Origin of the sequence: Candidatus Electronema sp. PJ (assembly GCF_048287395.1) — a bacterium.
Classification (GTDB): domain Bacteria; phylum Desulfobacterota; class Desulfobulbia; order Desulfobulbales; family Desulfobulbaceae; genus Electronema.
The window spans coordinates 13727-37000 of record NZ_JBLWEO010000046.1; the positions used below are offsets into that span (position 1 = coordinate 13727).

At 54.5% G+C, this 23274-nt stretch carries 22 protein-coding genes; 14 read left to right on the forward strand and 8 right to left on the reverse strand.

Annotation, left to right across the window (positions count from 1 at the left end; genetic code table 11):
• The first annotated feature begins 86 nt into the window (after positions 1 to 86).
• Together mqnC and ACNKIB_RS07200 are read left to right on the forward strand one after the other, a co-directional pair.
• On the forward strand, positions 87 to 1142 hold the full coding sequence (gene mqnC / locus ACNKIB_RS07195; protein WP_417909868.1) for a cyclic dehypoxanthinyl futalosine synthase: 1056 nt from the start codon (positions 87 to 89) through the stop codon (positions 1140 to 1142).
• Entirely contained in the window at positions 1139 to 2362 is a 1224-nt protein-coding gene (locus ACNKIB_RS07200) for an amidohydrolase family protein (protein ID WP_417909869.1), read from the forward strand. Before mqnC ends, ACNKIB_RS07200 begins: the two co-directional genes overlap by 4 nt.
• 447 nt (positions 2363 to 2809) lie before the next feature.
• On the opposite strand, the gene ACNKIB_RS07205 is transcribed toward ACNKIB_RS07200, so the two are convergent.
• The gene (locus tag ACNKIB_RS07205; RefSeq protein WP_417909870.1) at positions 2810 to 3034 is read right to left on the reverse strand and encodes a hypothetical protein; all 225 of its coding nucleotides are present in this window, start codon (positions 3032 to 3034) and stop codon (positions 2810 to 2812) included.
• An 81-nt stretch (positions 3035 to 3115) separates the two neighbouring features.
• Here ACNKIB_RS07205 and ACNKIB_RS07210 point away from each other — a divergent pair, with 81 nt between their 5' ends.
• From ACNKIB_RS07210 to ACNKIB_RS07235, 6 genes are all read left to right on the forward strand, one after another.
• The gene (locus tag ACNKIB_RS07210) at positions 3116 to 3946 is read left to right on the forward strand and encodes a menaquinone biosynthetic enzyme MqnA/MqnD family protein (protein WP_417909871.1); all 831 of its coding nucleotides are present in this window, start codon (positions 3116 to 3118) and stop codon (positions 3944 to 3946) included.
• A 1-nt stretch (position 3947) separates the two neighbouring features.
• Positions 3948 to 4655 (forward strand): ubiquinone/menaquinone biosynthesis methyltransferase, encoded by a 708-nt coding sequence (locus tag ACNKIB_RS07215; protein WP_417909872.1) that lies wholly within the window; start codon positions 3948 to 3950, stop codon positions 4653 to 4655.
• On the forward strand, positions 4652 to 5221 hold the full coding sequence (locus tag ACNKIB_RS07220) for a UbiX family flavin prenyltransferase (protein ID WP_417909873.1): 570 nt from the start codon (positions 4652 to 4654) through the stop codon (positions 5219 to 5221). Before ACNKIB_RS07215 ends, ACNKIB_RS07220 begins: the two co-directional genes overlap by 4 nt.
• A gap of 40 nt (positions 5222 to 5261) precedes the next feature.
• A complete protein-coding gene (locus ACNKIB_RS07225; RefSeq protein WP_417909874.1) occupies positions 5262 to 6173 on the forward strand; it encodes a neutral zinc metallopeptidase in 912 nt (303 codons plus the stop codon).
• 87 nt (positions 6174 to 6260) lie between these two features.
• Positions 6261 to 7229 (forward strand): tryptophan--tRNA ligase, encoded by a 969-nt coding sequence (trpS, locus tag ACNKIB_RS07230; protein ID WP_417909875.1) that lies wholly within the window; start codon positions 6261 to 6263, stop codon positions 7227 to 7229.
• Between the two features lie 89 nt (positions 7230 to 7318).
• Complete coding sequence (locus ACNKIB_RS07235; protein WP_417909876.1) at positions 7319 to 7771, forward strand: hypothetical protein; 453 nt, start codon at positions 7319 to 7321, stop codon at positions 7769 to 7771.
• Here ACNKIB_RS07235 and ACNKIB_RS07240 read toward each other — a convergent pair.
• Positions 7701 to 8558, reverse strand: coding sequence for a universal stress protein (locus ACNKIB_RS07240; RefSeq protein WP_417909877.1), 858 nt, complete (start codon positions 8556 to 8558; stop codon positions 7701 to 7703). The genes ACNKIB_RS07235 and ACNKIB_RS07240 overlap by 71 nt on opposite strands.
• A 316-nt stretch (positions 8559 to 8874) precedes the next feature.
• On the opposite strand from ACNKIB_RS07240, the gene ACNKIB_RS07245 reads away from it, so the two are divergent.
• The 3 genes from ACNKIB_RS07245 (at position 8875) to ACNKIB_RS07255 (ending at position 11955) form a co-directional block, all read left to right on the forward strand.
• A complete protein-coding gene (locus ACNKIB_RS07245; RefSeq protein WP_417909878.1) occupies positions 8875 to 9879 on the forward strand; it encodes a sulfite exporter TauE/SafE family protein in 1005 nt (334 codons plus the stop codon).
• Entirely contained in the window at positions 9869 to 10312 is a 444-nt protein-coding gene (locus ACNKIB_RS07250; RefSeq protein ID WP_417909879.1) for a hypothetical protein, read from the forward strand. The genes ACNKIB_RS07245 and ACNKIB_RS07250 overlap by 11 nt, the downstream gene beginning before the upstream one ends.
• Positions 10313 to 10890: 578 nt before the next feature.
• A complete protein-coding gene (locus tag ACNKIB_RS07255) occupies positions 10891 to 11955 on the forward strand; it encodes a hypothetical protein (RefSeq protein WP_417909880.1) in 1065 nt (354 codons plus the stop codon).
• Positions 11956 to 12039: 84 nt separating this feature from the next.
• Here ACNKIB_RS07255 and ACNKIB_RS07260 read toward each other — a convergent pair whose 3' ends face one another.
• The gene (locus tag ACNKIB_RS07260; protein WP_417909881.1) at positions 12040 to 13404 is read right to left on the reverse strand and encodes a sigma-54-dependent transcriptional regulator; all 1365 of its coding nucleotides are present in this window, start codon (positions 13402 to 13404) and stop codon (positions 12040 to 12042) included.
• Between the two features lie 345 nt (positions 13405 to 13749).
• Positions 13750 to 15165 carry a sensor histidine kinase gene (locus tag ACNKIB_RS07265; protein WP_417909882.1) on the reverse strand — a complete coding sequence of 472 codons (1416 nt, stop codon included), beginning with the start codon at positions 15163 to 15165 and terminating at the stop codon, positions 13750 to 13752.
• A 247-nt stretch (positions 15166 to 15412) separates the two neighbouring features.
• Here ACNKIB_RS07265 and ACNKIB_RS07270 point away from each other — a divergent pair, with 247 nt between their 5' ends.
• Together ACNKIB_RS07270 and ACNKIB_RS07275 are read left to right on the forward strand one after the other, a co-directional pair.
• A complete protein-coding gene (locus tag ACNKIB_RS07270) occupies positions 15413 to 15595 on the forward strand; it encodes a hypothetical protein (protein WP_417909883.1) in 183 nt (60 codons plus the stop codon).
• Between the two features lie 206 nt (positions 15596 to 15801).
• Entirely contained in the window at positions 15802 to 17649 is a 1848-nt protein-coding gene (locus ACNKIB_RS07275; RefSeq protein ID WP_417909884.1) for a SulP family inorganic anion transporter, read from the forward strand.
• A 129-nt stretch (positions 17650 to 17778) separates the two neighbouring features.
• On the opposite strand, the gene nrfD is transcribed toward ACNKIB_RS07275, so the two are convergent.
• Together nrfD and ACNKIB_RS07285 are read right to left on the reverse strand one after the other, a co-directional pair.
• Positions 17779 to 18909 carry an NrfD/PsrC family molybdoenzyme membrane anchor subunit gene (nrfD, locus tag ACNKIB_RS07280; RefSeq protein ID WP_417909885.1) on the reverse strand — a complete coding sequence of 377 codons (1131 nt, stop codon included), beginning with the start codon at positions 18907 to 18909 and terminating at the stop codon, positions 17779 to 17781.
• On the reverse strand, positions 18906 to 19682 hold the full coding sequence (locus ACNKIB_RS07285) for a 4Fe-4S dicluster domain-containing protein (RefSeq protein WP_417909886.1): 777 nt from the start codon (positions 19680 to 19682) through the stop codon (positions 18906 to 18908). The genes nrfD and ACNKIB_RS07285 overlap by 4 nt, the downstream gene beginning before the upstream one ends.
• 54 nt (positions 19683 to 19736) lie before the next feature.
• Between ACNKIB_RS07285 and ACNKIB_RS07290 the strand changes: the two genes are divergently transcribed.
• Positions 19737 to 19883, forward strand: coding sequence for a hypothetical protein (locus tag ACNKIB_RS07290; protein WP_417909887.1), 147 nt, complete (start codon positions 19737 to 19739; stop codon positions 19881 to 19883).
• A gap of 175 nt (positions 19884 to 20058) precedes the next feature.
• On the opposite strand, the gene ACNKIB_RS07295 is transcribed toward ACNKIB_RS07290, so the two are convergent.
• Positions 20059 to 22125: a tetratricopeptide repeat protein gene (locus ACNKIB_RS07295; protein WP_417909888.1), complete on the reverse strand. Its 2067-nt coding sequence runs from the start codon at positions 22123 to 22125 to the stop codon at positions 20059 to 20061.
• Positions 22122 to 23273, reverse strand: a complete 1152-nt coding sequence (locus ACNKIB_RS07300) for an aminotransferase class V-fold PLP-dependent enzyme (protein ID WP_417909889.1) — start codon at positions 23271 to 23273, stop codon at positions 22122 to 22124. The genes ACNKIB_RS07295 and ACNKIB_RS07300 overlap by 4 nt, the downstream gene beginning before the upstream one ends.
• Between the last annotated feature and the right edge of the window lies 1 nt (position 23274).

Consider the following 23274-nt stretch of genomic DNA (forward strand, 5'->3'; position numbering starts at 1 on the left):
CCATGCTGCAAACTGCGCCCTAGAGATTCAATCCGGGCAGACATAAAGGTCTGCTACCCTGCTTATGCACACTGTCTATTCTAACCATGCAGAACATCATTAAGCAAATCCTTGCTGGCCAGCGCATCAGCGGCGAGGACTTCCTTTACCTTGCGACCAAGGCTGATCTCTACCAGCTTGGTTTTCTCGCCCATGCTGTCAGGCAGCGGCTCCACCCAGAGGCGAAGGTCACGTATGTTATTGACCGGAACATCAACTACACGGATATCTGCATCTCCGCCTGCAAGTTCTGCGCTTTCTTCAAAGCCCCTGAAGATCCGCAAGGCAGCGTCCTGAGTAAAGAGGAGCTGCTCCAGAAGATCAGGGAGACCCAAGCCCTGGGCGGCACCCAGATCCTCTTGCAAGGTGGCCTCCATCCCAGCCTCGCGCTGGAGTTTTATGAAGACATGCTGCGCTTCATGAAGGAGGCTACTGGCATCCACATTCACGGGTTCTCGCCACCAGAGATCTGCCATTTCAGCCAGCTCTCTGGCCTAGCGATCAGAGCGGTGCTGGAGCGGTTGCAGGCCGCTGGCTTGGACTCTATTCCTGGGGGTGGGGCAGAGATTCTCGCTGATCGGGTGCGGCAACAGCTTGCGCCCCGCAAATGTTCGGCTGACCAGTGGCTGGCCGTGATGGAGACGGCCCATCAACTGGGTATGCGCACGACCGCCACCATGATGTTCGGCCATATCGAGACCTGGCAAGAGCGGCTTGAGCATCTCGAGCGGCTGCGTGTCCTGCAAGACCGTACTGGCGGCTTTACTGCCTTTATTCCCTGGCCCTTTCAGCCGGATAACACCGCTCTGGCAGACAGTACCGAGAAGACTACCAGCCTGGCTTACCTGCGGATGCTGGCTCTGAGCCGAATATACCTTGACAATATTGCTAACCTTCAGGCATCATGGGTTACACAGGGGCCGAAGATCGCCCAAATCTCCCTTTTCTTCGGAGCTAATGACTTTGGGTCAACCATGATTGAAGAAAACGTAGTTGCTGCCGCAGGTGTGCACTTCCGCCTCTCTGAGCAGGAGATCCGCCACTTGGTCACAGCTGCTGGCTTTCAGCCTGAACAGCGGCTAATGGACTATAGTCGGGCATGAACGCGCTCCTGGTCATCCACCGTGCGCCTTGGCTGCTCCCTATTTGCCGACCACCCATTCAGGATGGCGGTTTAGTCGTTGGCAACGGCAAGATTCTTGCTGCTGGCGCATTCCGTGAGATTGCCAGCAGCTATCCAGGGATTGCCGTGGTTGATCATCCTGAGGCAGTGCTCCTGCCTGGCCTGATCAACGCCCATACCCACCTTGAGTTGTCTCATCTCGCCCATCTCGCCCGACTACCTGCGCCAGCTTCTTTCACCGAATGGCTCGTCCTGCTGATTGCGGAACGAGCCAAGGCCGCAGCGGACATGGACGCGGCAGTAGAATGCGCTGCCAGCGCAGCCAGAATTGCCTTGGCCGCCCAGGAAGCGCAGGGCGTGGTGGCCATTGCCGATATCAGCAACACTGGTCTTTGTCGCAACCTGGTTGGTAAGTTCAATGGCACACTCCTCTGTTTCAGTGAATACCTCCGCCTGCGAGCAGATGCGGTCAGAGGTGCTTTGAGCCGCCTGCACGCCGAGCCAGACACGCAATACTGCACTGGCCATGCCCTGTACTCCACCCATATTGACCTTCTGCGCGGTCTGAAGGCCAGAGCCGCCCGTCTCGGCTATATTTTCCCCATCCATATTGCCGAATCCGCCGCTGAGATCCAGCTGCTCCGCACTGGCCAGGGAGAACTGCGCGCCTTCCTGGAACAACGCGGCCTGTGGGACGACTCTCTGCCCCTAGGGGAAACCGGCGCAGTGAATTATTTGCACCGCTACGGCCTGCTTGACCGAGGCACGCTCTGCGTCCATTGCGTGCATATCGCAGAGGGCGAGGTTGACTTGCTTGTCAAATTCGGGGCCAAAGTTTGCCTCTGCCCAGGCAGCAATGCCTATCTGGGTGTGGACACTGCGCCGGTAGAGCTGCTCCTGCGCAAGGGCATTCTCCCCGCCCTTGGCACGGATAGCCTGGCCAGCAATCCCGAACTGTCGATCTGGCGGGAGATGCGTCTCCTTGCCGCCCAACATCCAGACCTCTCGCCGACAGATTTGCTCGCTATGGCCACCTTAGGCGGGGCTACGGCCCTGGGTTTAGAGCAACTCGGTACCTTAGAACCGGGTAAGGACGCAGCCGTACTGGCTGTTGAGCTGTATTCTCCCGCTCGCACCGCAGAAGCAGTGCAGGAACAGCTGGTGCAACAGGGCGGGAGCTGTAGATTGCGGCGGTTGTAACTCTTCCGCAACAGAAAGCACCTAGTCAGGCAGGTTTTGCCCTGGTTTCCGCTTGTCTACAAGCTGTTTTCCTACATCCGAAAGCTCCATTCAAACGAGTAAACGGAGCATTCACTCGTGTAAACACTCCAAACAGACGAGTGAATGCTGCTTGCGGATATTCAAAAGCTCCATACAAACGAGTGAACAGAGCATTCATTCGTCTAAACGCTCTGAACAGACGAGTAAATACTGTTTTTACACGTCCGTAAGCTCTATTCACACGAGTAAACAGAGTATTCACTCGTCTAAACGCTCCAAGCAGACGTGTGAATACTATTTTTGGACATCCGCAAGCTCCATTTAGACGAGTAAACAGAGCATTCACTCGTGTGAATACTCCAGACAGACGTATGAATGCTGCTTTTGGACATCCGCAAGCTCTATTCAAACGAGTGAATAGAGCATTCACTCGTTTGAATGCTCCAAACAGACGTGTGAATACTGGTCGCGGACATCCAAAATCTCCAGGCACACGATTCTTGCCGAGCCAAACTCCTTTGCTACCTGGCCAGAAAGGAGGCAAATCTGGCCTGACTGGATGCGAGCGCGGCTGCTTTTCAGTTGCGGAAGTTCTGCTAGCGCACGCATTTCCTTGACAAAGACTAGGCGGCCTTTTAGGATGAAGCGCAAAAGGTTTGCACGGTGATGTCAGCCAGTTGAACCGATAGGTAGTGCATTTTCTTCAACTCCTAGACCGAAAAGAAGGACTCGATGGCCCGCATCGGCATGGTCAACTACATCAACACCGCGCCTATCTATGCAATATGGAAGGCGCAGGTGCATCAGCCTGATTGGCTCGTGACCGAAGCCCCACCTGTGCGGCTCAACCGGCTTTTGGCTGCGGGCGCACTTGATCTCGGCTTTGCCTCTGCCTATGAATACGCAGCCCGGCCCAAGCTGTATCGGCTGCTGGCTGATCTTTCCATCTCAGCTACCGGGCCTGTGGGCAGTGTTTTCCTTTTCTCGTCCGTGCCACCTGAGCAATTGGATGGCAAGCTGGTGCTGCTGACGGGCCAATCCGATACCTCGGCCCATCTGCTGAAGCTGATGTTGGAGGAATTTCTCTGGGTGAAGCCGCAGTATATCCGGGGCGAGGTTTTTGCCGCGCGCGCACCGTCTGAAGAGCCTGCGGCAATGCTGGCAATTGGTGATGAAGCCTTGCGACTTGCTGCCCGCAAAGGAGGAAGGTATCCTATTCGGATTGATTTGGGTGAATACTGGCATCGGCAGACTGGCCTGCCGTTTGTCTTTGCAGTCTGCGCTGTGCGCGAGGATTTTTTGCACAATAATTTGGTCGCTGCCCAAGCTATTCACAAGACCCTGCTCAATTGCCGCCGACAAGGGCTGGCACGACTGCCGGAAATCTGCGCCGCAACTGCGCCCTGCATCCCCATGAGCGAAGAAGCCTGCCTCCAATACTTTCAATCCATTGAATACGACCTTGGCCCAGCCAAACAACAGGCCTTGACCAAATTTTTTGAGCTGTTGATTCGGCGTGGCGAGGCTGATCCGGCAGCTTTGCCGCTGAAATTGTTTCCCTGACATGATTCCTCTGGACAAGAAGAAGGAGTACGTGCGGGAGATCTTCTCCGCAGTGAGCCATAAATACGATCTGCTCAACTCCCTCCTCTCCTTGCTCTTCGACCGCTGCTGGCGTTGGCGTACAGTCCGCTTGCTGCGGGACTTTCCCAGCGGTCCAGTGTTGGATCTCTGCGCTGGCACCATGCCGCTCTCCTTGGAACTAACGCGGCAGGCAAAAGAACGCACGGTGCTGGCCGTGGATTTCTGCGAGGGGATGCTGCGAGCTGGGTTGCGCAATTTGCCTATTGATCAGCGGGCAGCGCGCATCTTTCCGGTCTGCGGTGATGGCGAGTATATTCCTGCGCCAAGTAATACCTTCTGGGGTTGTACTGTCGGTTTTGGCGTGCGTAACCTGGCTGATACCCGTCAAGGGTTGGCTGAAATGCACCGGGTGCTGCGACCAGGCGGTCGATTGCTGATTCTGGAGCTGTCGCGGCCAGCAAATCCCCTGGTCAAGCCGATCTATAACTGCTATTTGCACTATATGCTGCCTCGGATCGCCAGTCTCTGCGCCGGCCACCGCCAGGCATACGAGTATTTGGCCAGCTCCATCGCCTCTTTTTACGAACCAACCGAGCTACTCGCCATGATGCGCGAGACCGGCTTTGCCAATGTCCAGCGCAGACAGCTCTCCTTGGGCATTGTGTCTATCTATATAGGAAACAAATGAAGCAGCCTTCCTGCCGCATCCTGCTTGCTATCACTGGTGCCACTGGTATGATCTACGTTACAGCCTTGCTCAACTTGCTGGCTGAACAGGAGGTGGAGGTGCATGGCATTATCTCTGACTCTGGCAGGAAAGTCTTGCGCCTGGAGCAGAACAAAACCCCGGAAGACTTGTCTGGCATCAGTCGTTGGTTTGCGGCAGAGGATTTTACTGCCCCGCCAGCTTCAGGCTCGGCCTGCTACAAGGCGATGCTGATCTTACCCTGCACAGTTGGCACTTTAGGGGCGATTGCTGGGGGCTATTCTGGTAATCTTATTCACCGGGCAGCAGATGTGACCCTCAAGGAAAGGAGACCATTGCTCTTAGCAGTGCGAGAAACCCCGCTGAACCACACCCATCTCCGCAACATGCTAGCTGCACATGAGGCTGGGGCGATTATTTGTCCGCCCATGCCCTCTTTTTACCTGCATCCAGCTGATTTACACGAGATGGCACAGCAGTTTGCCGGGCGACTTTGCGATTTGCTGGGGATCAGAATTGAGGGGATGCAGCGGTGGGAGGGGGTGTGATAGCGCAGCAAGCAACAATACCAATAAGGAGGAGACCACTATGAACTGGCAAGGAAGACGTAAAAGCGACAATGTAGAAGATCAGCGCAACACGGAATTTTCTGGCGGCTCTGGCAGCAGTGGCAATATGCTGCGCTTGTTGCCGATGGCGGTGAAATTTCTTGGCTTCAAAGGCACAGCGATTGCGGTTGTCTGCTTAGGCTTGTATGGGTTGTTTACAGGCAATCTGGGCAGTATGCTGGCCTTACTTGGCCTCCAGCAAGGGCCAACAAAGACGCAGATCTCCTCCCAGCCAGTGCAAGAGACTGCGGCAGAGAAGCAAATGGTGGAGTTTGTTTCCGTTGTCTTGGCAGACACCGAAGAGACCTGGAAGGCACTGTTTCAAGAAAAGGGAAAAACTTATCATGAGCCGCGCTTGGTCCTGTTTCGCAATGCCGTGGATTCAGCTTGCGGGTTTGCTGATTCAGCCACAGGCCCTTTCTATTGTCCAGGAGACAAGAAGGTTTATCTTGATTTGAGTTTCTTTGATCAACTGCAAGACCGCTTCAATGCACCAGGGGATTTTGCCCAAGCGTATGTGATTGCCCACGAAGTTGGTCATCATGTGCAGACCCTCCTCGGCATCTCCAGCAAGGTTCATGCGGCTCGCAAGCAGATGAGCAAGACCGAAAGCAACAAGCTACTGGTTCGGCAGGAGTTGCAGGCCGACTGCTTTGCCGGAATCTGGGCTTATCATGCCCAAACAAACCGCAAGCTGCTGCAAGCAGGCGATGTGGAGGAAGGTTTGGCCGCTGCCAGTGCGGTCGGCGACGATACCTTGCAGAAGCAGCAGCAGGGTTATGTAGTACCAGACTCATTCACCCACGGTAGCGCGGCGCAGCGGGTGCAATGGTTCAAGACCGGTTTGCAGAACGGCGATCTGGACAGCTGCAATACCTTCGGTAAGCAATAAAGAAACCAGTGGCGGCTTGCAGCAGGGCTTTTTTGCTGGTATATTCTCGCCCGTCTGTTCTGAACCCTTATGAACCCAGAATCCGCCATGAAACGCATCCTCTCCGGCATCCAGCCTTCGGGCCAGCTCCATATCGGCAACTACTTTGGCATGATGAAGTCAGTGATCTCCAGCGTTGAGACAGCTGATCTCTACGCTTTCATCGTCGATCTTCACGCTCTCACAAGCGTCCACGACCGAGCCAAACTCTCCGCAGGCACTTTAGAGGCCGCCGCAGACTTTCTGGCTCTTGGTCTTGATCCTGATAAATGCACCTTCTGGGTGCAGTCAGATGTACCAGAGGTCTGCGAGCTGGCCTGGATTCTTTCCACGGTCACTTCAATGGGTTTGTTGGAACGCTGTCATTCTTACAAAGACAAAACAGCCAAAGGCATAGCTGCCAGCCACGGTCTTTTCGCCTATCCAGTTCTTATGGCAGCGGACATTCTCCTTTATCAGGCTGAAATAGTGCCTGTGGGTAAGGATCAAAAGCAGCATCTTGAGGTGGCCCGCGATATTGCGGTCAGTTTCAACAATAACTTTGGCGAAACATTCATTCTGCCAGAAGCGGCAATCAGCGAAAGCACGGCTGTCGTTCCTGGTCTTGACGGCCAGAAGATGTCTAAGTCCTATGGCAACACAATTCCGATGTTCCTAGAGGATAAGGAGCTGCGGAAAAGGGTTATGGCGGTGCAAACCGACTGTACGCCAGTGGAAGATCCCAAAGATCCGGCCAAGTGCAATCTTTACGCTTTGCTTAAGCTCTTTGCTTCCAAGGAAAAAATGGAAGAAGTGCATGGCTTATACGTGAACGGTGGCGCAGCCTACGGTTATCTCAAGCAAGATTTGTTTGAGTTGATCCGAGATCATTTTACCGCAGCCAGAGCACGGAAAAAAGAGCTGATGGCCAATCAAGACGGGCTGCGGGCAATTCTCAAGCAGGGCGCAGAAAAAGCCCGGGCTAAAGCTGTAGTCACCTTGGATTTGGTACGAGACCGGGCTGGATTGCGGTATTAAGCTGCAAACAAGCCAGAAAACCAAGTCGCCTAGCTCTTCAGAGAAAGATAACCGCAGCAACTGAAGGCGCGAGGAGAACATGACCATTCATGAGACTGCTGCTCCAAAATACGCGGCCTGGAGTTGCTGCTGCGATAAGCAATCGAGGAGTCCTGCTCGTTCGCAAAGGAATCTTGTTTGGTAACAAAGGAGTGGTAATTAACAGAGAAGGAGTTCGGTTTAGCCGAATTCCTTTGTTGTTAAACCGTCAAGAAGTTTGGTTTAACCGCAAAGGAGTGCTGTTTATCAAAACTTCTTGGTTGTTAAACCGAAAAGGAATTTTGTTCGACAAAAAAGGAATGCAGCTAAACCAAAAAGGAGTTTTGTTTAACCGAACTCCTTGGTTGTCAATCCGCAAAGGAGTAAAAACAGGTTCCGCAGAACTGCGGTCTTCAAACGAACGGGCCAGCATTGCTCTGACCCGCTTTCTCGCTATTCCCCTTCTTTTCTCTTCTCCACCACCAGCACCGCGCACTGGGTCTTACCGATTACCTTTTCCGTGACATGACCCATGAGCAGCTTGCTCAGGCCTTTGCCGTGACCACCAATGAGGATCATGTCCACATTATGCTCGCGTGCGGCTGTCGCAATCACTTCAGGCGCATGTTTACCGATGAGGGCGAGTGGCTGGAAGATTACTTGGGGGGCCTTTTCCTGTCCTTTCTTGCAGACAGCCTTGGTCAGCTCCTTGGCATGAGCCAGCCCTTCCTCAGATGCGGCCACGGAAACGACATACACTTCTTTCAGGTTGGAGCAATGAACGCCCATGCCAATGCCCTCTTCTGCGGCCATGTCGCTGGCGGCTGAACCATCAATCGCGACCAAAATTCGTTGACCGCTGCTGGTGCAATTCTTCGGTACAACCAGTACTCTGGGGAAGCCGTGGCCAATGACCTTAGCGGTCATGCTGCCGACGAGCAGCTTGAGCAGTCCTTGTCTTCCGTGTCGGCCCATGATCAGGAGGTCAGCCTTGTGCTGCTGGGCCAACTCGACAATTGCCTTGTCTGGCTGGTAGGATTCGTGCAGGATGGTCTCGCAGGCAATGCCGTTATCCTTGGCCATCTTCCTGATATGGTCAAAATGGGTCTCGATTTCCTCGGACATCTCCTCGGACAGGGAATTGGCCCCCATTGCCAATTCTGAGTCCATCGGGATAACATACAGTACCACAATCTTTGCGCCACACGCTTGGGCCAAAAAGATCGTTTCCTGCACTGCACCGTCTGTATAGGAAGAGCCGTCCGTTGCCAACGCGATGATTTCCGCTTGGCCGATCAGTCGTCCGTTCATAGTTACCTCCTTTGTATATCTGGTTGAAAAGAAAGTCTTTGCTCCTAGCAAAGTTTCCTGTCATCTTAACACTGTTGCCAAAAATAGCAAGCCGCAGGGGCCGCTTTCGCCTGTATTTTATTCTTGACTTCCATTTTATTCTTGACTCCGTTATCCTGTCAACTATTGTGGCAGTGCCACATGGAGAGAATGGAGATGGTTTTACTTCGCTATTCAGCGAGTTATTGTTACTGTGCTGTTGTTTGACTTCATGTTCTGCTGTTGAATCTTTCAACAGCAGTTTAATTTTTCAACACTAGAGGATAGGAGAGGAACAATGAAGGAAAGCAGATTGAAAAGGGGCAAAGGAGTGGCGTTTGCAGCCTTAGCCTTACTGCTGGCCAGTCCAGTCGTGTCCTGGGCGGCAGCAGCAGCTCCGGCAGACACAACCGCCTGGTGGGTCTGGCCACTGCTGCTGCTAGTAGTGACCTTTGTCATGGGGATCATTGCGGTGCTGGGCGGCGTCGGTGGTGGCGTGCTGTACGTACCCATCATCGGCGGCTTCTTCCCTTTCCATATAGATTTCGTACGTGGTGCTGGTTTGCTCGTGGCCCTATCCGGTGCTCTCGCGGCAGGACCAGGCTTACTGAAGGCCAACCTTGCTAGCTTGCGGCTTTCTATCCCAGTGGCCTTAGTTGCTTCAAGCTGTGCTATTGTGGGGGCGATGTTCGGTCTGGCTTTGCCCGCGTACATCGTCAAGTTGTTGCTCGGCGTGACTATCCTCGGCATTGTGGTGATTATGTTTACGGCCAAGAAGTCGGATTATCCTGATGTACCCAAGGCTGATGCACTTTCAACGGCCCTTGGTATCTACGGCATCTACCAGGCTCCAGATAAAACAATGAACTGGCAGATCCATCGCACCATTCCTGGTCTGCTCACCTTTATCATCATCGGCATTATGGCAGGGATGTTTGGCCTTGGTGCAGGTTGGGCCAACGTACCAGTGCTTAATCTGATGATGGGCGCACCCCTAAAGATCAGTGTTGCCACTAGTAAGTTCCTCCTCTCGATCACCGATACCTCTGCTGCCTGGGTATATCTGAATAATGGCGCAGTTATTCCCATGCTCGTTGCGCCGTCCTTGATTGGCATCATGCTCGGCTCTTTTGTTGGCGTGCGGATTCTCAAAGTAGCCAAGCCCTCCTTTATTCGCTGGATGGTTATTGGCATTCTTGCCTTTGCGGGCAGTAAATCACTCTATGACGGCATCAAGGCGATGAATGCGCCTACACCTGCACCTGCATCCCATCATACTCAGGAGGCTTCTCATGCAAAATAACAAGAACAGTGCCGCCTCAGAAGAGCAGCTGCTCTACGCTGCGTGGCTGGAAAAAGGAATGTTGATTGGGCTGGTTCTCATTGTCATCAGCTTTGCCCTCTATGTCTTTGGGATTATCACCCCAGTGATTCCGTTGGATGAGCTGGCTAATTACTGGAAGCTGCCAGTTAAGGAATATCTAGCCGCAGTGAATAACAATTTCCTGCATCTGGACCATCCGCCTACAGGTTGGGCTTGGCTCAAGCTAATCGGCAAGGGGGATTTCCTTAACTTCCTGCCCATCGCCATTCTTTCCGGCATCACCATGCTGTGTTATGCCGTGATTGTGCCGGTCTTTAAGAAGAAAGGCGAAAAAGCGTATATGATCATGGCGATTGTTGAGGTTGTGATCCTTGCTTTAGCTGCTAGTGGTTTACTCAAAGCAGGTCACTAAGAGCCGCACATAAGGGCGAAGACCTCTTCGCCCTTACCCCTATACCTGCGCTTGCAGCTGCTTCAATCCACGCCCCCTGCATAGGGAGCGACCCTCCAGCAAGTACCCTTTGCGTCGTAGGGGCAGGCCCCTGTGCCTGCCCTCCTCTCAAGCAGTATAAAATGTTTCTCATGCAACCTTTGCGTCGTAGGGGAGTACCCCCTGTGTTCGCCCTGAAATGAGCAGGGCAGGCACAGGGGCCTACCCCTACTGTTGCCAATCGACAGTACATACTGTTGCCAATCGACAGTACATACTGTTGCCAATCGACAGTACATACTGTTGCCAATCGACAGTACATACTGTTGCCAATCGACAGTACATACTGTTGCCATCCCCTAATACGTACTGAGACCTTTGCGTCGTAGGGGCAGGCCCCTGTGCCTGCCCTTCGCATTCAAGGGCGAACACAGGAGTTCGCCCCTACGTCAATAAGTACATTGAGTATCGACTGTAATCTTATTGTATATTTCCCAGAAATAGGCTATGTTCACAGGGAACGGTTTCGTTATCAATTAATAATTCCTAGGAGGCAGATCATGGCAACAATACAATGGAGACTAGAAAGTAATCCGCTTACCAATCCTACATCCTACAAGGCCCGCATCATGCCCAGGGTAGCAATGGATTACGCAGCTGTTTCAGAAGCAATTGCCGCCCGCAATCCTAACTTCTCTGCTGCCACCGTGGAAACCATCCTGCGGGAATTACGAGAAGAGGTGAGGATTCAGCTCAACAACGGCAACTCGGTTACGCTCAAAGATTTCTGCTCCTTTAAGACCACAGCCAATGTGCGCTTGGAAACTGCCTCCTCACCCATGCCACCACCTGGCACGTCATTAATGACAACAATATCGGCATCAGTAACCTTACGAGATGATGTACGGCAAGGCGCATCGTATGAGAAGCTGCCTGCTGATGAGAAGAGTCCGGTCATTACCGAGTTTATGAACACATCCCTTGGGCTTCCGAATGTCTATTCTGCCAGTTATCCCATCTGTATTATGACCGGGTCGAATCTCCTGATTGGCCCTGGTATAGCAGGCAGCAATCTCACTATTACCGGGACAAAAAGCACAAGTACAGTCATTACAGATTTTGTAGAACGGAAGCCGTCTAAAATATCCTTCTTGAGCAATGTTCCCTCCCAGACAAACTCCTGGAACAACGAATACCAAGCAACTGTTACAACGCGGTACACAGAGAACGGCAGTCTCCGATCAGGAACATACAGTAGCTACTTGCGATGCGATTTGACGATATCCTCAGGGGCATTGCCAAAAGGAATACTGTCAAGCAACGAAAACGCCGCTTTAGCCAATGTAACTGCCGTTACTGGCGCAACAGCAAACATCCGTATTTGTGCCGACGTTAATGCTCAGGATGATATACTGCGGCTCTGGATGGCAGATATGACTCAAGATGGAGAGGTAGGAGACGCTGTTATTGTCAACGATAATGCGGCCTATACAATCAACGGCTATGCAGGCTCATTGATAACAAGCATCGAAATAACTACTGTGGATTGGGCTGCTCTGAAGACGCTGGTCAAGACCAAATATCTAGGGAGGATGTACGATATCTTAGATATGGTCATAGCGTAGTACAAGGCGGGGATGCTGTCTGCATCTGCTTGGGCGCAAGGAGAGAGGGCAGGCACAGGGGCCTGCCCCTACGATGCAAAAGACTCAGTCCTCCAAATGATACTTCTTCAGCTTGCGCCAGAGCGAGACCCGGTTGATGCCCAGGATCTCGGCGGCCTTTGATTTATTCTGGCCGGTCTGCGCCAATACCCATTCAATGTACTTCCGCTCCTGATCATCGAGCGAGGGGATAGTAGTGCCGGTTGGTTCTGCTTCTGGGGCGGGGAACGTCTTGATATCTACTTCTGCGGGTAGGTGCGCAGTCTCAATCCGTTCGCCAGCAGCCAGCACTACGGCCCGCTCAATGATATTTTCCAGCTCGCGCACGTTGCCAGGAAAAGCGTAGTCTTGCAGCCGGGTCAACGCCTCTGGCGATAACTCTTTGACGGGCTTGCGCATCACTGCACTAAAGCGGTCAAGGAAGAACTGGGCGAGGAGGCGGATATCTTGCTTCCGTTCAGCCAGTGACGGTAGGTGCAGGTGCATCACATTAATACGGAAATAGAGGTCCTGTCGGAATCCACCCTCCTTGACCATCTGGCTTAGGTCCCGGTTCGTAGCAGCTAAGAAGCGAACATTCACTTTAATCGGCTCAGTTGCGCCAAGCGGGAGCACCTCCTTTTCTTGCAATACGCGCAGCAGCTTGACCTGCATGGCCAAGGTCATCTCTGTCACCTCATCAAGGAACAGAGTGCCGCCAATAGCCGATTCAATCAGGCCTATCTTGTAGCGGTCTGCGCCAGTAAAGGCTCCTTTCTCATGGCCAAACAGTTCATTGGCCAGCAACTCTTCAGTAAACACCCCGCAATTAACTGCCTTGAGCGGCCCAGCAACGCGAGGGCTGTGTTCGTGGATGTAACGGGCCAGCAACTCCTTGCCCGTACCTGATTCGCCGCTGATCAGCACCGAACAGTCGCTCTGCGCTACTTCACGAGCGGTTTGCAGGAGCTTCTGCATTCCAGGGTCTTCGGTGAGGATGCTTACGCCGCCCTGCGCTTTTTTGGCCAGCCGTTCCTTCAGCTCCATGTTTTCCCGCCGCAAACGCCGCTTTTCTAGGGCCTCGCGTACCACTTGGCGCACCTCGTCCAGCTTGTACGGCTTGATCACATAGTGATAAGCGCCCATCTTCATCGCTGAGATCGCTGAACTCACCGTGGCATAGCCCGTGATCATCACGACTTCGGTATCAGGGGAAAGTTCTTTCACCCGCCGCAGGATTTCCATGCCATCCACATTCGGCATCCGCAGATCAGTGAGCACGAGATCCAACGAATGCTGTTCCAGCAGCTTCAGGGCATTCTGGCTGCTCTGGGTGACAAGCACTTCATAGCCCTCTTTGTTAAGGATATGTTGCAGATTGCGGACGGCGGTCTGCTCGTCATCAATGACTAAGATCTTTGGCTTGTTCATCGCCTTTGGTTGGGTTTAGATAGTTTATGGCTTGGACAGAAAGGAGCAATCTTTGCGTCGTAGGGGCAGGCCCCTGTGCCTGCCCTCCTCATTCCAGGGCGAACACAGGGGTTCGCCCCTACGAGATGGACAATCTGGCGCAGGGTAAGGGAAGCATTTTATGATGCTCCAGCTCTACAACTCATTTCTGTTCGAGCCGAACTCCTTTATAAATGAGCCAGGCTCCTGCTTTACGACTTACAAAAGCTGCCCAAGCAGACAAAAATGGTTCATTCTTCACTACAATCTGCGGCTTGCTGGCGATATTATCGAGCGCAACCCGTCTTCTTGCTGTATGCTGGAGATCTATTGTGGCAAGGGTAGGCGAATAAGAAAGGTTGCGCCGTGTCCTTCCTCGCTCTCGACGGTAATTTCCCCGCCATGCTTGGTAATAATCTCGCGCGTGACCGCCAAACCCAGACCACTGCCCTTGCCCACGTCTTTAGTGGTGTAAAAGGGGTCGAAAATCTTTTCCACATCCATGGCGGCAATGCCAGGGCCGTTGTCTTGTATCTCAATCAGCACCTGGCCATGTTCCGGCTCAATGCCAGCCCGAAGCACAATTTTGCCTTTGCCTTCTAAAGCCTGGGCAGCATTGCGGAGCACGTTGATTAAGGCCTGCTGAAGCTGTCGTTTGTCAGCCAAGAACAGCCCATTTTGGGTGGTCAGCACCAAGCTGAACTCAATCTCCGCCGGAAAATCGCCCTTGACCAATTTGGCAGTCTGCTGAAGAAATTTTTCCAGCTCCAATTCAGTTGGCCGCATCTCGCGGTCATGGGCAAACTCCAATAAGGAGCGGATAATGTTCCGCGCCCGGTCTGTTTCCTCGTCAATCTGGGCTGCCATCTCCACCAGAAAATCATTTTCTGGCTTATTCAGCTCCTGTAATTCCTCCAGCAAAATTTGCGCTGAAGTGCTGGCATTGGAAAGCGGGTTATTCAGCTCATGTGCCACGCCAGCCACCAGCGTGCCCACTGCGGCCAGCTTCTCACTCTGTATGAGCTGCTTTTCGCGTTTTTCCAGCACCTCTAACATCGAACGGATAGCCTCAGTCACTGCCCGGATTTCCATTAGATTGGTTTCGTTCTCCTGCGGATCCGTGAAGCAACCCTGCGCAATGTTGCGCGTATATTCCACAATGCCTTGCAAAGGCCTGACGACCAGGGTGGTCATCTGGCGGCCAAGGAAAAGGGCCAGGCCAGCCACAGCCAGGACCAAGAGAATGCCAGTCACGGTCAGACGCGCGAGTTTGGCCTCAATCGAGCTACGGATGCTCTGATTCATGGCCCCGGATAGCTCAACCAGATGTTTGCCAACACTCCGTAGCAGCTCCTCTTCTGCGTGATGCTGCACAGTTTGGAAGTAGCTGAAGTCTGCCTGCATCAGTTCGCGGTAGCGCAACAGCTCACGTACCAGCTCGGCCTGATTGGGCGATGGGGCAGTCTGCTTTTCTTGGAGCAGGGTTAAGGCTTTGTCGAGTTGCGACTGGTTTTCTTGGAAATCCCCCTCCTGACGGTAGAGCAGCCAGTTCTTTTCGTAGCGGCGCACTTCCAAGACAGTGTCACTCAGAGCCGAGACCGCCTCCAAGGCAGAGATGCGCTGGCGGATATCAGCCAAGCCCAAGGCGACCAAGATCATAATCAAGGCGACCAAAGTCACCATCAAGCCGTAGCCCAACTGGATGCGGCGGGAAAGACTGTTGAGAAAGGGCAGGTTCTTCATTGATTGCAGAATGCAACAGCTGTGCCTCCAACGCAACATCTTCTGCACAGCGCGGCAGATGGCCTTGTAGGTGCTGTCAGCGCAGGGGTGTTGCCTTTTGTAGCATCTTGACCGAGCGCAAGTTTTCTTGCTTTAGCAGGCAATATCAGCAAAGTACCAACAACTTGTGGTTTGGCATGGGATTTGCATAACCAAGGTCAGACAAAACAGCGGATTCCGCTTCCATCTTAATCTTAAGGAGAACAAAATGAAACTCATTTGCACATTACAGGCCATTGAAGAGAGCTTCAGCGCAGCTGCTTTTGCCGAAGAGAATGAGCATCAGACTGCCCGCGAATTGCTGCGGCGGCAAGAGACAGAGCGGAAGGCCCAGCTGCGTGCGCCGGTAGTCAGCAGAGAAAAACTGGCCCCTCTTACTCCTCTTGCGTAAACACCATTAATTCCATTTTCCTTTGCTGCGCATGGCATCTGGGAGTCGTGCGCAGCAAAGGAGTGCTGCTTCGCGCTCTTCCTCATCTCCGCAGAGTCAAGATCACCTTGTGAAGATCACGAAGGACACGAAGATGAGCATCTCTTGTACAGCTAACGACTGACCACCGGGTCATTCGCTCTATTCTTTCATCGGAGGCGTTTTACATGAAGTTGCAAGCGTTGTTTCCTTTTCTTTCTTGGTTTAAATTGATTACCAAGGAAAGCGTGAAGGCAGATTTTTTTGCCGGACTCACCGGGGCTGTGATTGTCTTACCGCAGGGGGTGGCCTTTGCTACCATTGCTGGTCTGCCCCCTGAATATGGTCTCTATACAGCCATGATTACGCCCATCATTGCTGCCCTGTTTGGCTCTTCTTTTCATCTGATTTCAGGGCCAACCACCGCCATTTCCATTGTGGTTTTCTCTGCTGTCAGCAAATATGCTGCGCCTGGTTCACCGGAGTTTATTTCTGTAGCCCTAACGCTAACGTTTTTAGCCGGGGTGTATCAGCTTGCCTTTGGTTTAGCCCGGCTGGGAGTGCTGGTGAACTTTGTCTCGCATACGGTGGTGATTGGCTTCACTGCTGGGGCAGCCGTGTTGATTGCCACCAGCCAACTCAAGCACATTACGGGTATTCCCATCAAAGCAGGATCAGAGTTCTTGCACACCTGGATGCAGCTCATCGAAGGGAGCCAAGATCTCAACATCTATTTGCTCCTTATTGCCCTGGCAACCCTGGTTATCTCCCTCACGTCGAAGAAGATGTTCCCCAAGGTGCCTAATCTCTTAGTCGGGATGGTGGTTGGCAGCGTGCTGGCAGTATATTTCAGCACCTTTGCTGAGGGCATTAAGTTTGTGGGTAAGATTCCAGCGCAATTGCCGCCGCTTTCTGCGCCTGATTTCTCCTTAGCCACGATTAAAATGCTCGCTCCACAGGCTTTTGCGATTGCTCTATTAGGCTTAATTGAAGCTGTGTCCATCAGTCGGGCAGTAGCCACGAAATCTGGCCAGCGGATTAATGCCAATCAGGAATTCATTGGCCAAGGGATGTCCAATCTGCTCGGCAGTTTCTTTTCCAGCTACGCAGGTTCTGGGTCTTTCACCCGTTCTGGGATCAATTATGAAGCTGGTGCCAAGACCCCGTTGTCTGCTTTGTTTGCCGCGTTGGCTTTGATGGGCATTGTGCTCTTGATTGCGCCCCTGACCGCCTATTTGCCGATTGCGGCAATGGGTGGCGTGATCCTACTCGTGGCGTATAACCTGATCGATTTTCATCATATCAACCAGGTGCTGCACGCGAGCAAGACTGAGTCAGCTGTTTTGCTCACCACCTTCTTAGCCACGCTCTTTCTTGAGCTTGAGTTTGCCATTTATTTAGGTGTGCTGCTCTCCCTGGTCATGTTTTTGGCGAAAACATCCGTCCCGGAAATCCCTGCGCTCTCTATTGATGCGACCGGAGTCGATGGACGAAGGAAATTCATTGATCTTGGCCAAAAGCCCTTACTTGAGTGCCCGCAGCTGAAGATCATTCGGATTGATCGGTCGATTTATTTCGGCTCGATCAACCGTATTCAGGACCGCCTGGCGCAGATTACGGACAAGGAAGGCATTGCCAACATCCTGATCATCGCCACCGGCATTAATATGATCGATCTGGCAGGAGTGGAGGCCTTAATTGCCGAGCATAATCGCCTGCGGCGGCTCGGTGGCGGGCTGTATTTTGTGGATATGAAGCCTGCGGTGTATGAATTTGCCGCAAAAGTGGGGCTGATTAAGAAGATTGGCATTGATCATTTCTTTGATGCCAAGAGCAAGGCCATTGCCACGATTCACAGAAATCTCGATCAGCACCAATGCGCGAATTGTACGGCTTTACTGTTCAAAGAATGCCAGCCGAGCGTATCTGTTGTTGGCCTAACAAAGTCGTATCCAAAACCCAAACAGCTAGGTGGCCAGGAGCTTATTCCTGAACCCGGCTTGGTTCTACATCGTCCGCTGGCCGGGCAGGCGTAAGTACAGCAAGGGTTTGCCAGCAATAGCGCAACAACCCTGCTCTTCTCCGCATCATCAACAAAAAAGGCGGTTGCTCTCGTGAGCAACCGCCTTGTGCTTTTATGCCTTTTCCGTTCGCGTTTGCGTAGGCTATTTCCCTGGAGCTGGCGTGATGATCGGCAGATAGACGGCTCCCGCCTTGAAGAGCAGGATCGCTCCGGCAACCACCCCGAAGCTGAGGAGGAACTCGGTGAGCGAAGGCATGTACATTGCTCCGTCCTGGGCCTGGGTGAAGAAGGCGACATTGAGCCGGTTGAGCAGGATTCCGGCAATCACCAAGCTCTGGCCGAGCAGGATGCCCGCCTTGCTTTTGCCAAGGACAAAGAGCAGGAGCATGGGCAGGAGCACGCCGCCTGCGACTTCCAGCAGGAAGAAGGTGGCAGCAAAGCTGCCGGTGAAGGCCAGGCCAAGGTTGCCTTTCAGCAGCATGTCACCCAGCCGGACAACGGCATAAACCAGCAAGGCATAAGCCGTGCCTCTGGCCAAGCCCTGCACGACCTTGGGATCAGCCTCCTGCTTGTTCAGGCTGGCAGCGTAGTAGGCAATGATGGTGGTCACAGCCAAGGCCGAGACGACAGCCGAGAGGAAGAAGTTGTAGGGCAGCATGGTCGTCCACCAGAGATGACTGAGCGTACCCTTCATCAGCAGGAAGATGCCGCCGAGCGAGGACTGGTGCAGGAAGGACAGCGTCACCGCCGCGATGACAAAGGGGATCATCAGGGCGTGCATGAGCTTGGCCAGCTTGTTCATGCCGATGCCTTCCAAGAAGGCGGGGGACAGCTCCAGCACCAGCACGCCGGTGTAGAGCATCATGCACCAGATGATCTCAAAGAGCATGGAGTGCGGCTGCCACATCACGATCGGATGCCAGAAGGACATGGGCTTGCCCAGATCGAAGATCAGCGTGATGGTGACGCTGAGGTAGCCGGCAAGGGCGGCGAGCACCGCTGGCCTTGCAAGGCTCTTGTAGGTCTTCAGATTGAAGATGTACACCACAGCGGCCATGGTGAAGCCGCAGCCGGACAGGGCCACGCCGAACAGGACGTTGACCTGCTTCCAGTGGCCCCAAGGGAACTGATCGTAGAGATGGGTCGTCGCGCCCAGTCCGGCTGTGATGCGGTATGCCGCCGCCCCTGCGCCGATCACAGCAAGCAGCAGGAGCAGCGCTGCGCCGGGTGAAAAGAAAGACGGCCTGGCCGCGCTGGTCTGATACGTAGTCATGAGCGTTTCTCCTCGTTTGCGCCTCGGTTTCTCAGATAGGCGATGCCGCCCAGCACAGCGGCGATGCCCGCCGCCTTGAGCGGCACATGCTGCAAGACATCCCAGGTGTATTGGGGCAGCTCCTCGCAGGGCACATTCATCCTGAAGCCGAGCTGCTCAAAGGGCACGGCGGAGATGTACATCCAGCTTGTCCCGCCCGCCTCCTCCTTGCCGTAGATGTGGTTGACATACTTGCCCGGACTGGCGGCCATGCGCCGCTTGGCCTCGGCAAGCACCTTGTCGCGCTCGTCAAAGAGCATGGTGCTGGTCGGGCAGGTCTTGACGCAAGCAGGCAGCCCGCCCTCGGCAATGCGTTCGGCGCAGAAGCCGCACTTCTGCACCCAGGGATTCTGCGCCTTGTCCCATTCATACTTGGGGATACCAAAGGGACAGGCGATCATGCAGTAGCGGCAGCCCACGCACTTGTCGAAGTCGTAGCACACTGCTCCTTCCGCGCTCTTCTGCAAGGCCCCGACCGGGCAGGCAGACACGCAGGCCGGGTTCTGGCAGTGGAAGCACTGCTCCTTGACAAAGCTCCAGACCGGCCCGCTCTTGTTCTCTGCCTCAACAAAGCGGATGAGGGTGTAGGTGTCCGCGTTCAGCTTCACCGGGCTGGTGAAGTCGCCGTGAAAGGAGGTCTTCAGCCCCTTCCTCTCGTTCCATTGCTTGCAGGCGACCTGACAGCCCCGGCAGCCGATGCAGCGGGTGAGGTCAACCAGCACTGCTTTTGCCATAGTCTTGTCCTCCTTATGCTCTGATTGGTTGTTCCGCCCAAGGGCTGCGGGCGGATGAATGCGTTGTTCTGTTCCTCGCAGGGAAACGCCACGCCTGGCACCATGCCGCTTTCCCTGCTGACGGCAAGGTCACTCCTGTCGAGTCAGCATGGTGACTCGGCGGGTGTCACCATGCTGGTACTTGGCGAGTCACTATGGTGATACTTGGCGAGTCACCATGGTGATACTTGGCGAATCACCATGCTGGTACTTGGCGAATCACCATGGTGATACTTTGCGAGTCACCATGGTGACACGGGCGGAGTCATACCTATGACTCGGCTGGTGTCATACTGATGATACTGAGGGAATCAACGGTATGACTCCATGCCGCCCCCTACCCCTGCCGCTTTGCCCGCACCTGCGCCAATCCTTTGCACCATCCTTCCAGTAAAGGATGGTCAATGGTCTTTGCAAGCTGCACGGCCAGGCTGATATGTTCCTCCGCCTGAGCAAGGTCGCGTTGTTCTTCATAGGTGCGTCCGATGTTCCAGCGCGTTACCGCTTCTCCGGCCCTATCACCTATTTCCCGCTGTATCGCTAAGGACTGTTCAAGATACTCCAGCACCTTGGCAGGCTTGCCCTGCACACGGTAAATCCCGGCAATGTTGTTCAGGGTTACGCCTTCCCCTTCCTTATCCCCAACCTCCTGTGCGATAGGCAGGCTCTGCTCAAAATACGACAAGGCTTGCTCATAGTCGCCTTGGGCATAATAAACATTGGCGATATTATTCAGCGTCGTGCCTTCCCCCTCCCGGTGGCCGACTTCCCGCCGTATGCTTAGGCTTTGCTGGCAATACTCCAAGGCCAGCTCGTGCTTGCCCTGTTGCCGGTAAATATCGGCGATGTTGTTCAGGGTTGCTCCTTCTCCCTTGCGGTCGCCGAGCTGCTGGCGTATCGGCAGGCATTGCTCATAGTAGGCAAGAGCCTTCTCACGGTCCCCGCGCCGCTGGCAGGTGTACCCAAGGTCGTTCAGGCACTCCCCCTCATCTTTGCGGTCGCCGTTCTGCTGGGCGGCAGTTAGTCGCATACCTATGGCGGTTAGTTGGTCTGTCCACCAGCCCTGCCTGTCTAAATAGATATAGGTTGCCCCCACCAAGTCTTGCACCTCCTGCCACAGCTTGCTGGCAAGGCAGCTCTCCATCAGCCGCAGGCAGTGCACCCGTTCACCATCAAGGCGGGCATAGCCTTCCAGCCCGGCCTTGCTCTGCGCCTCGCAGAAAGCAATGTACCAGCCTGCCAGCCGTTCAAGGCTCTCCTTGCTCAGGGCCAACTCTGTACGGGCATAGGTATGAATGAGCGCGTGGCTTATCTGCCAGCGTTCGTCGAGCTTCTCATCCTGTTTCTTATCGTGCTTATCCAGCAGGCCGTAGTTGACTAGCTCACCCAGGGCCTCTAGGCTGCGCGGCTCAAGGTCATCCGGGTCTTCATCCTCCTTGGACAACACTGCCATGACCGGCCCAAGGCCAATGGACGCAAAGGCAAGAATACCCACCAGCCGCAGCACTTGCACCGCATCAGTGCTCATCTGCGCTACGCTGCGCCGCAGCAGCAAAGCTGCGTTCTCCTGCTGATGCGCCTCCTTTCCCAGCTTCCTGAAAGGCTCCTTGGCCAGCCACTTCAAATACGTTGCTGCGCTCTCTTCCGTGCTGCTCACATAGTTGCCCGCAATGCGCAGAGCAACCGGCCAGCCACCGAGTATCTTGCAGATGCCCACTACGCTGGGATCATCTGCCGCAATACCGCTGTACGCCTGGAAGACCTCTGCTGCGGCCTCATCTTCCAGCGGCTTGATATTCAACCGCACACCCTGCGCATCCTTCCTGCTGCGAGTAGTGATCAGCACACCGCACGAGCTACGCAGCCGCAGCACTGCTGGGAGGTCATCGGCCTGCTCTGCACCATCGAGGATGAGCAAGGCCCTCTTGCCTGAGAGCACCTGCCGCACGGTGCTTTCAAGCCCCGCCTTGGCCTCCACCTGAAAGGCTTCGCAAATGGCTTGCAGGGCAGTCTCCGTCTTGGGATGTCCATAGAAGCTATGGAAGACAATCCCGTCCGGGAAGCGGCTTGGCTCCAGCTTACTCACTGCCTGCGCAGCCAGTGCGCTCTTGCCCATGCCGCCTGGCCCGCAGACCGCAACGACCTTGCCTGGATGCAGTTTATCAAGCAGCCAGTCACACTCCTTGTCGCGGCCAAGGAAGCAGTCATCAAGGGGAGGGTGGTGGCGGGGGATGATGGGTTGCGCAGGCTGGCTGTTGTAGTAGTTGTTCTGCTGCGCGATGGGATTCGTGCCCTGGGCAATGTTCTGCGTGCCGCCGTGGCTGTCAAAGCGGTTGCTCTGCACATCCCCGCTGCCTGAGAAGGTGTTGCCGTTGCCGTCTATATGCTGGTTGACTGTGCTCATGGCAGCACCGTCTCTGCTATCATGCGGATGGCAGCGACCGCCTGCTGGACATCCGCCGGGCTGGTGAAGAAGCCGGGACTGAGCCGCACCGTGCCCAGCGGCAGGGTGCCCAGCGTCCGGTGGGCTAGGGGCGAGCAATGCAGGCCAGTGCGCACCTGAATCCCGTAGTTGTGACTCAACACATCGCCAATATCCTCTGGCTCCCAGCCTTCGAGGGTGAAGGAGAGAATGGCGATGCGCTCCTCACCGGGCGGTGGGCCGTAGAGCGTGACCCCTAGCCTCTCCAGGCCGTGCCAAAGCTGGGCAAAAAGCTCCATCTCCTTCTGCCGAATGCGCAGCAGCCCCTGCTCTTCGATAAAAGCCAGCCCCTCACCTAACGCGAGGATTCCTGGCAGATTGGGCGTACCTGCCTCAAAGGCTTCGGGCCATTCCTGCGGCTGCATTTCTGACAGAGAATTGAAGCCGGTGCCGCCCTCACGCCAAGGCCGGAGTTTCTTAATCCGTTCGCCCAACAACAGCACACCAGTGCCAGGCAAACCATACAAACTCTTATGCCCAGAACAGACCAGCAGGTCTGCCTGGAGCTGCTGCATGTCCAGCGGGACAATGCCCGCGCTCTGGGCGGCATCGACGAGGAGATACGCGCCCTGCTCCCGCACCATCGCGCCAATGGCCTCGACAGGCTGCAAGGTGCCGGTGACGTTAGCGGCATGGGAAATGACGGCCAGCTTGGTGCGCTCTGTCAGACTGCGGCGCAGCGCATCCATATCAAGTCGGCCTTGCTGGTCACAGGGGATGATCTCCAAGCGAATGCGGCGTTCCCGCTCCAGGCCGCGCAGGGGCCGCAGCACCGAGTTGTGCTCCATCGAGGAGATGAGGACGTGATCCTCCTCCTCAAGCAAGCCCTTGAGCGCAAGGTTCAAGGCATCTGTTGCACTGGCGCAGAAGATGACCCGGTTCGGGTTGAGGAGGTTAAAGAAGCGAGCAAGGCGACGGCGAGAATGGTTCACCAAGTCCGCAGCTGCTTGGGCAAAGGCATGATGCCCTCTGCCCGGCGAGCCATAGCTGCTTTCCAACCATTGATGAACAGCAATCTTGACCTGCTCAGGCTTGGGCCAAGAAGTAGAGGCGTTATCCAGGTACGGCATG

Coding starts and splice junctions, on each gene's coding strand:
- mqnC (WP_417909868.1), top strand. CDS start 87: ATGCAGAACATCATTAAGCAAATCCTTGCTGGCCAGCGCATCAGCGGC.
- ACNKIB_RS07200 (WP_417909869.1), top strand. CDS start 1,139: ATGAACGCGCTCCTGGTCATCCACCGTGCGCCTTGGCTGCTCCCTATT.
- ACNKIB_RS07210 (WP_417909871.1), top strand. CDS start 3,116: ATGGCCCGCATCGGCATGGTCAACTACATCAACACCGCGCCTATCTAT.
- ACNKIB_RS07215 (WP_417909872.1), top strand. CDS start 3,948: ATGATTCCTCTGGACAAGAAGAAGGAGTACGTGCGGGAGATCTTCTCC.
- ACNKIB_RS07220 (WP_417909873.1), top strand. CDS start 4,652: ATGAAGCAGCCTTCCTGCCGCATCCTGCTTGCTATCACTGGTGCCACT.
- ACNKIB_RS07225 (WP_417909874.1), top strand. CDS start 5,262: ATGAACTGGCAAGGAAGACGTAAAAGCGACAATGTAGAAGATCAGCGC.
- trpS (WP_417909875.1), top strand. CDS start 6,261: ATGAAACGCATCCTCTCCGGCATCCAGCCTTCGGGCCAGCTCCATATC.
- ACNKIB_RS07235 (WP_417909876.1), top strand. CDS start 7,319: ATGAGACTGCTGCTCCAAAATACGCGGCCTGGAGTTGCTGCTGCGATA.
- ACNKIB_RS07240 (WP_417909877.1), bottom strand. CDS start 8,558: ATGAACGGACGACTGATCGGCCAAGCGGAAATCATCGCGTTGGCAACG.
- ACNKIB_RS07245 (WP_417909878.1), top strand. CDS start 8,875: ATGAAGGAAAGCAGATTGAAAAGGGGCAAAGGAGTGGCGTTTGCAGCC.
- ACNKIB_RS07250 (WP_417909879.1), top strand. CDS start 9,869: ATGCAAAATAACAAGAACAGTGCCGCCTCAGAAGAGCAGCTGCTCTAC.
- ACNKIB_RS07255 (WP_417909880.1), top strand. CDS start 10,891: ATGGCAACAATACAATGGAGACTAGAAAGTAATCCGCTTACCAATCCT.
- ACNKIB_RS07260 (WP_417909881.1), bottom strand. CDS start 13,404: ATGAACAAGCCAAAGATCTTAGTCATTGATGACGAGCAGACCGCCGTC.
- ACNKIB_RS07265 (WP_417909882.1), bottom strand. CDS start 15,165: ATGAAGAACCTGCCCTTTCTCAACAGTCTTTCCCGCCGCATCCAGTTG.
- ACNKIB_RS07270 (WP_417909883.1), top strand. CDS start 15,413: ATGAAACTCATTTGCACATTACAGGCCATTGAAGAGAGCTTCAGCGCA.
- ACNKIB_RS07275 (WP_417909884.1), top strand. CDS start 15,802: ATGAAGTTGCAAGCGTTGTTTCCTTTTCTTTCTTGGTTTAAATTGATT.
- nrfD (WP_417909885.1), bottom strand. CDS start 18,909: ATGACTACGTATCAGACCAGCGCGGCCAGGCCGTCTTTCTTTTCACCC.
- ACNKIB_RS07285 (WP_417909886.1), bottom strand. CDS start 19,682: ATGGCAAAAGCAGTGCTGGTTGACCTCACCCGCTGCATCGGCTGCCGG.
- ACNKIB_RS07290 (WP_417909887.1), top strand. CDS start 19,737: ATGAATGCGTTGTTCTGTTCCTCGCAGGGAAACGCCACGCCTGGCACC.
- ACNKIB_RS07295 (WP_417909888.1), bottom strand. CDS start 22,125: ATGAGCACAGTCAACCAGCATATAGACGGCAACGGCAACACCTTCTCA.
- ACNKIB_RS07300 (WP_417909889.1), bottom strand. CDS start 23,273: ATGCCGTACCTGGATAACGCCTCTACTTCTTGGCCCAAGCCTGAGCAG.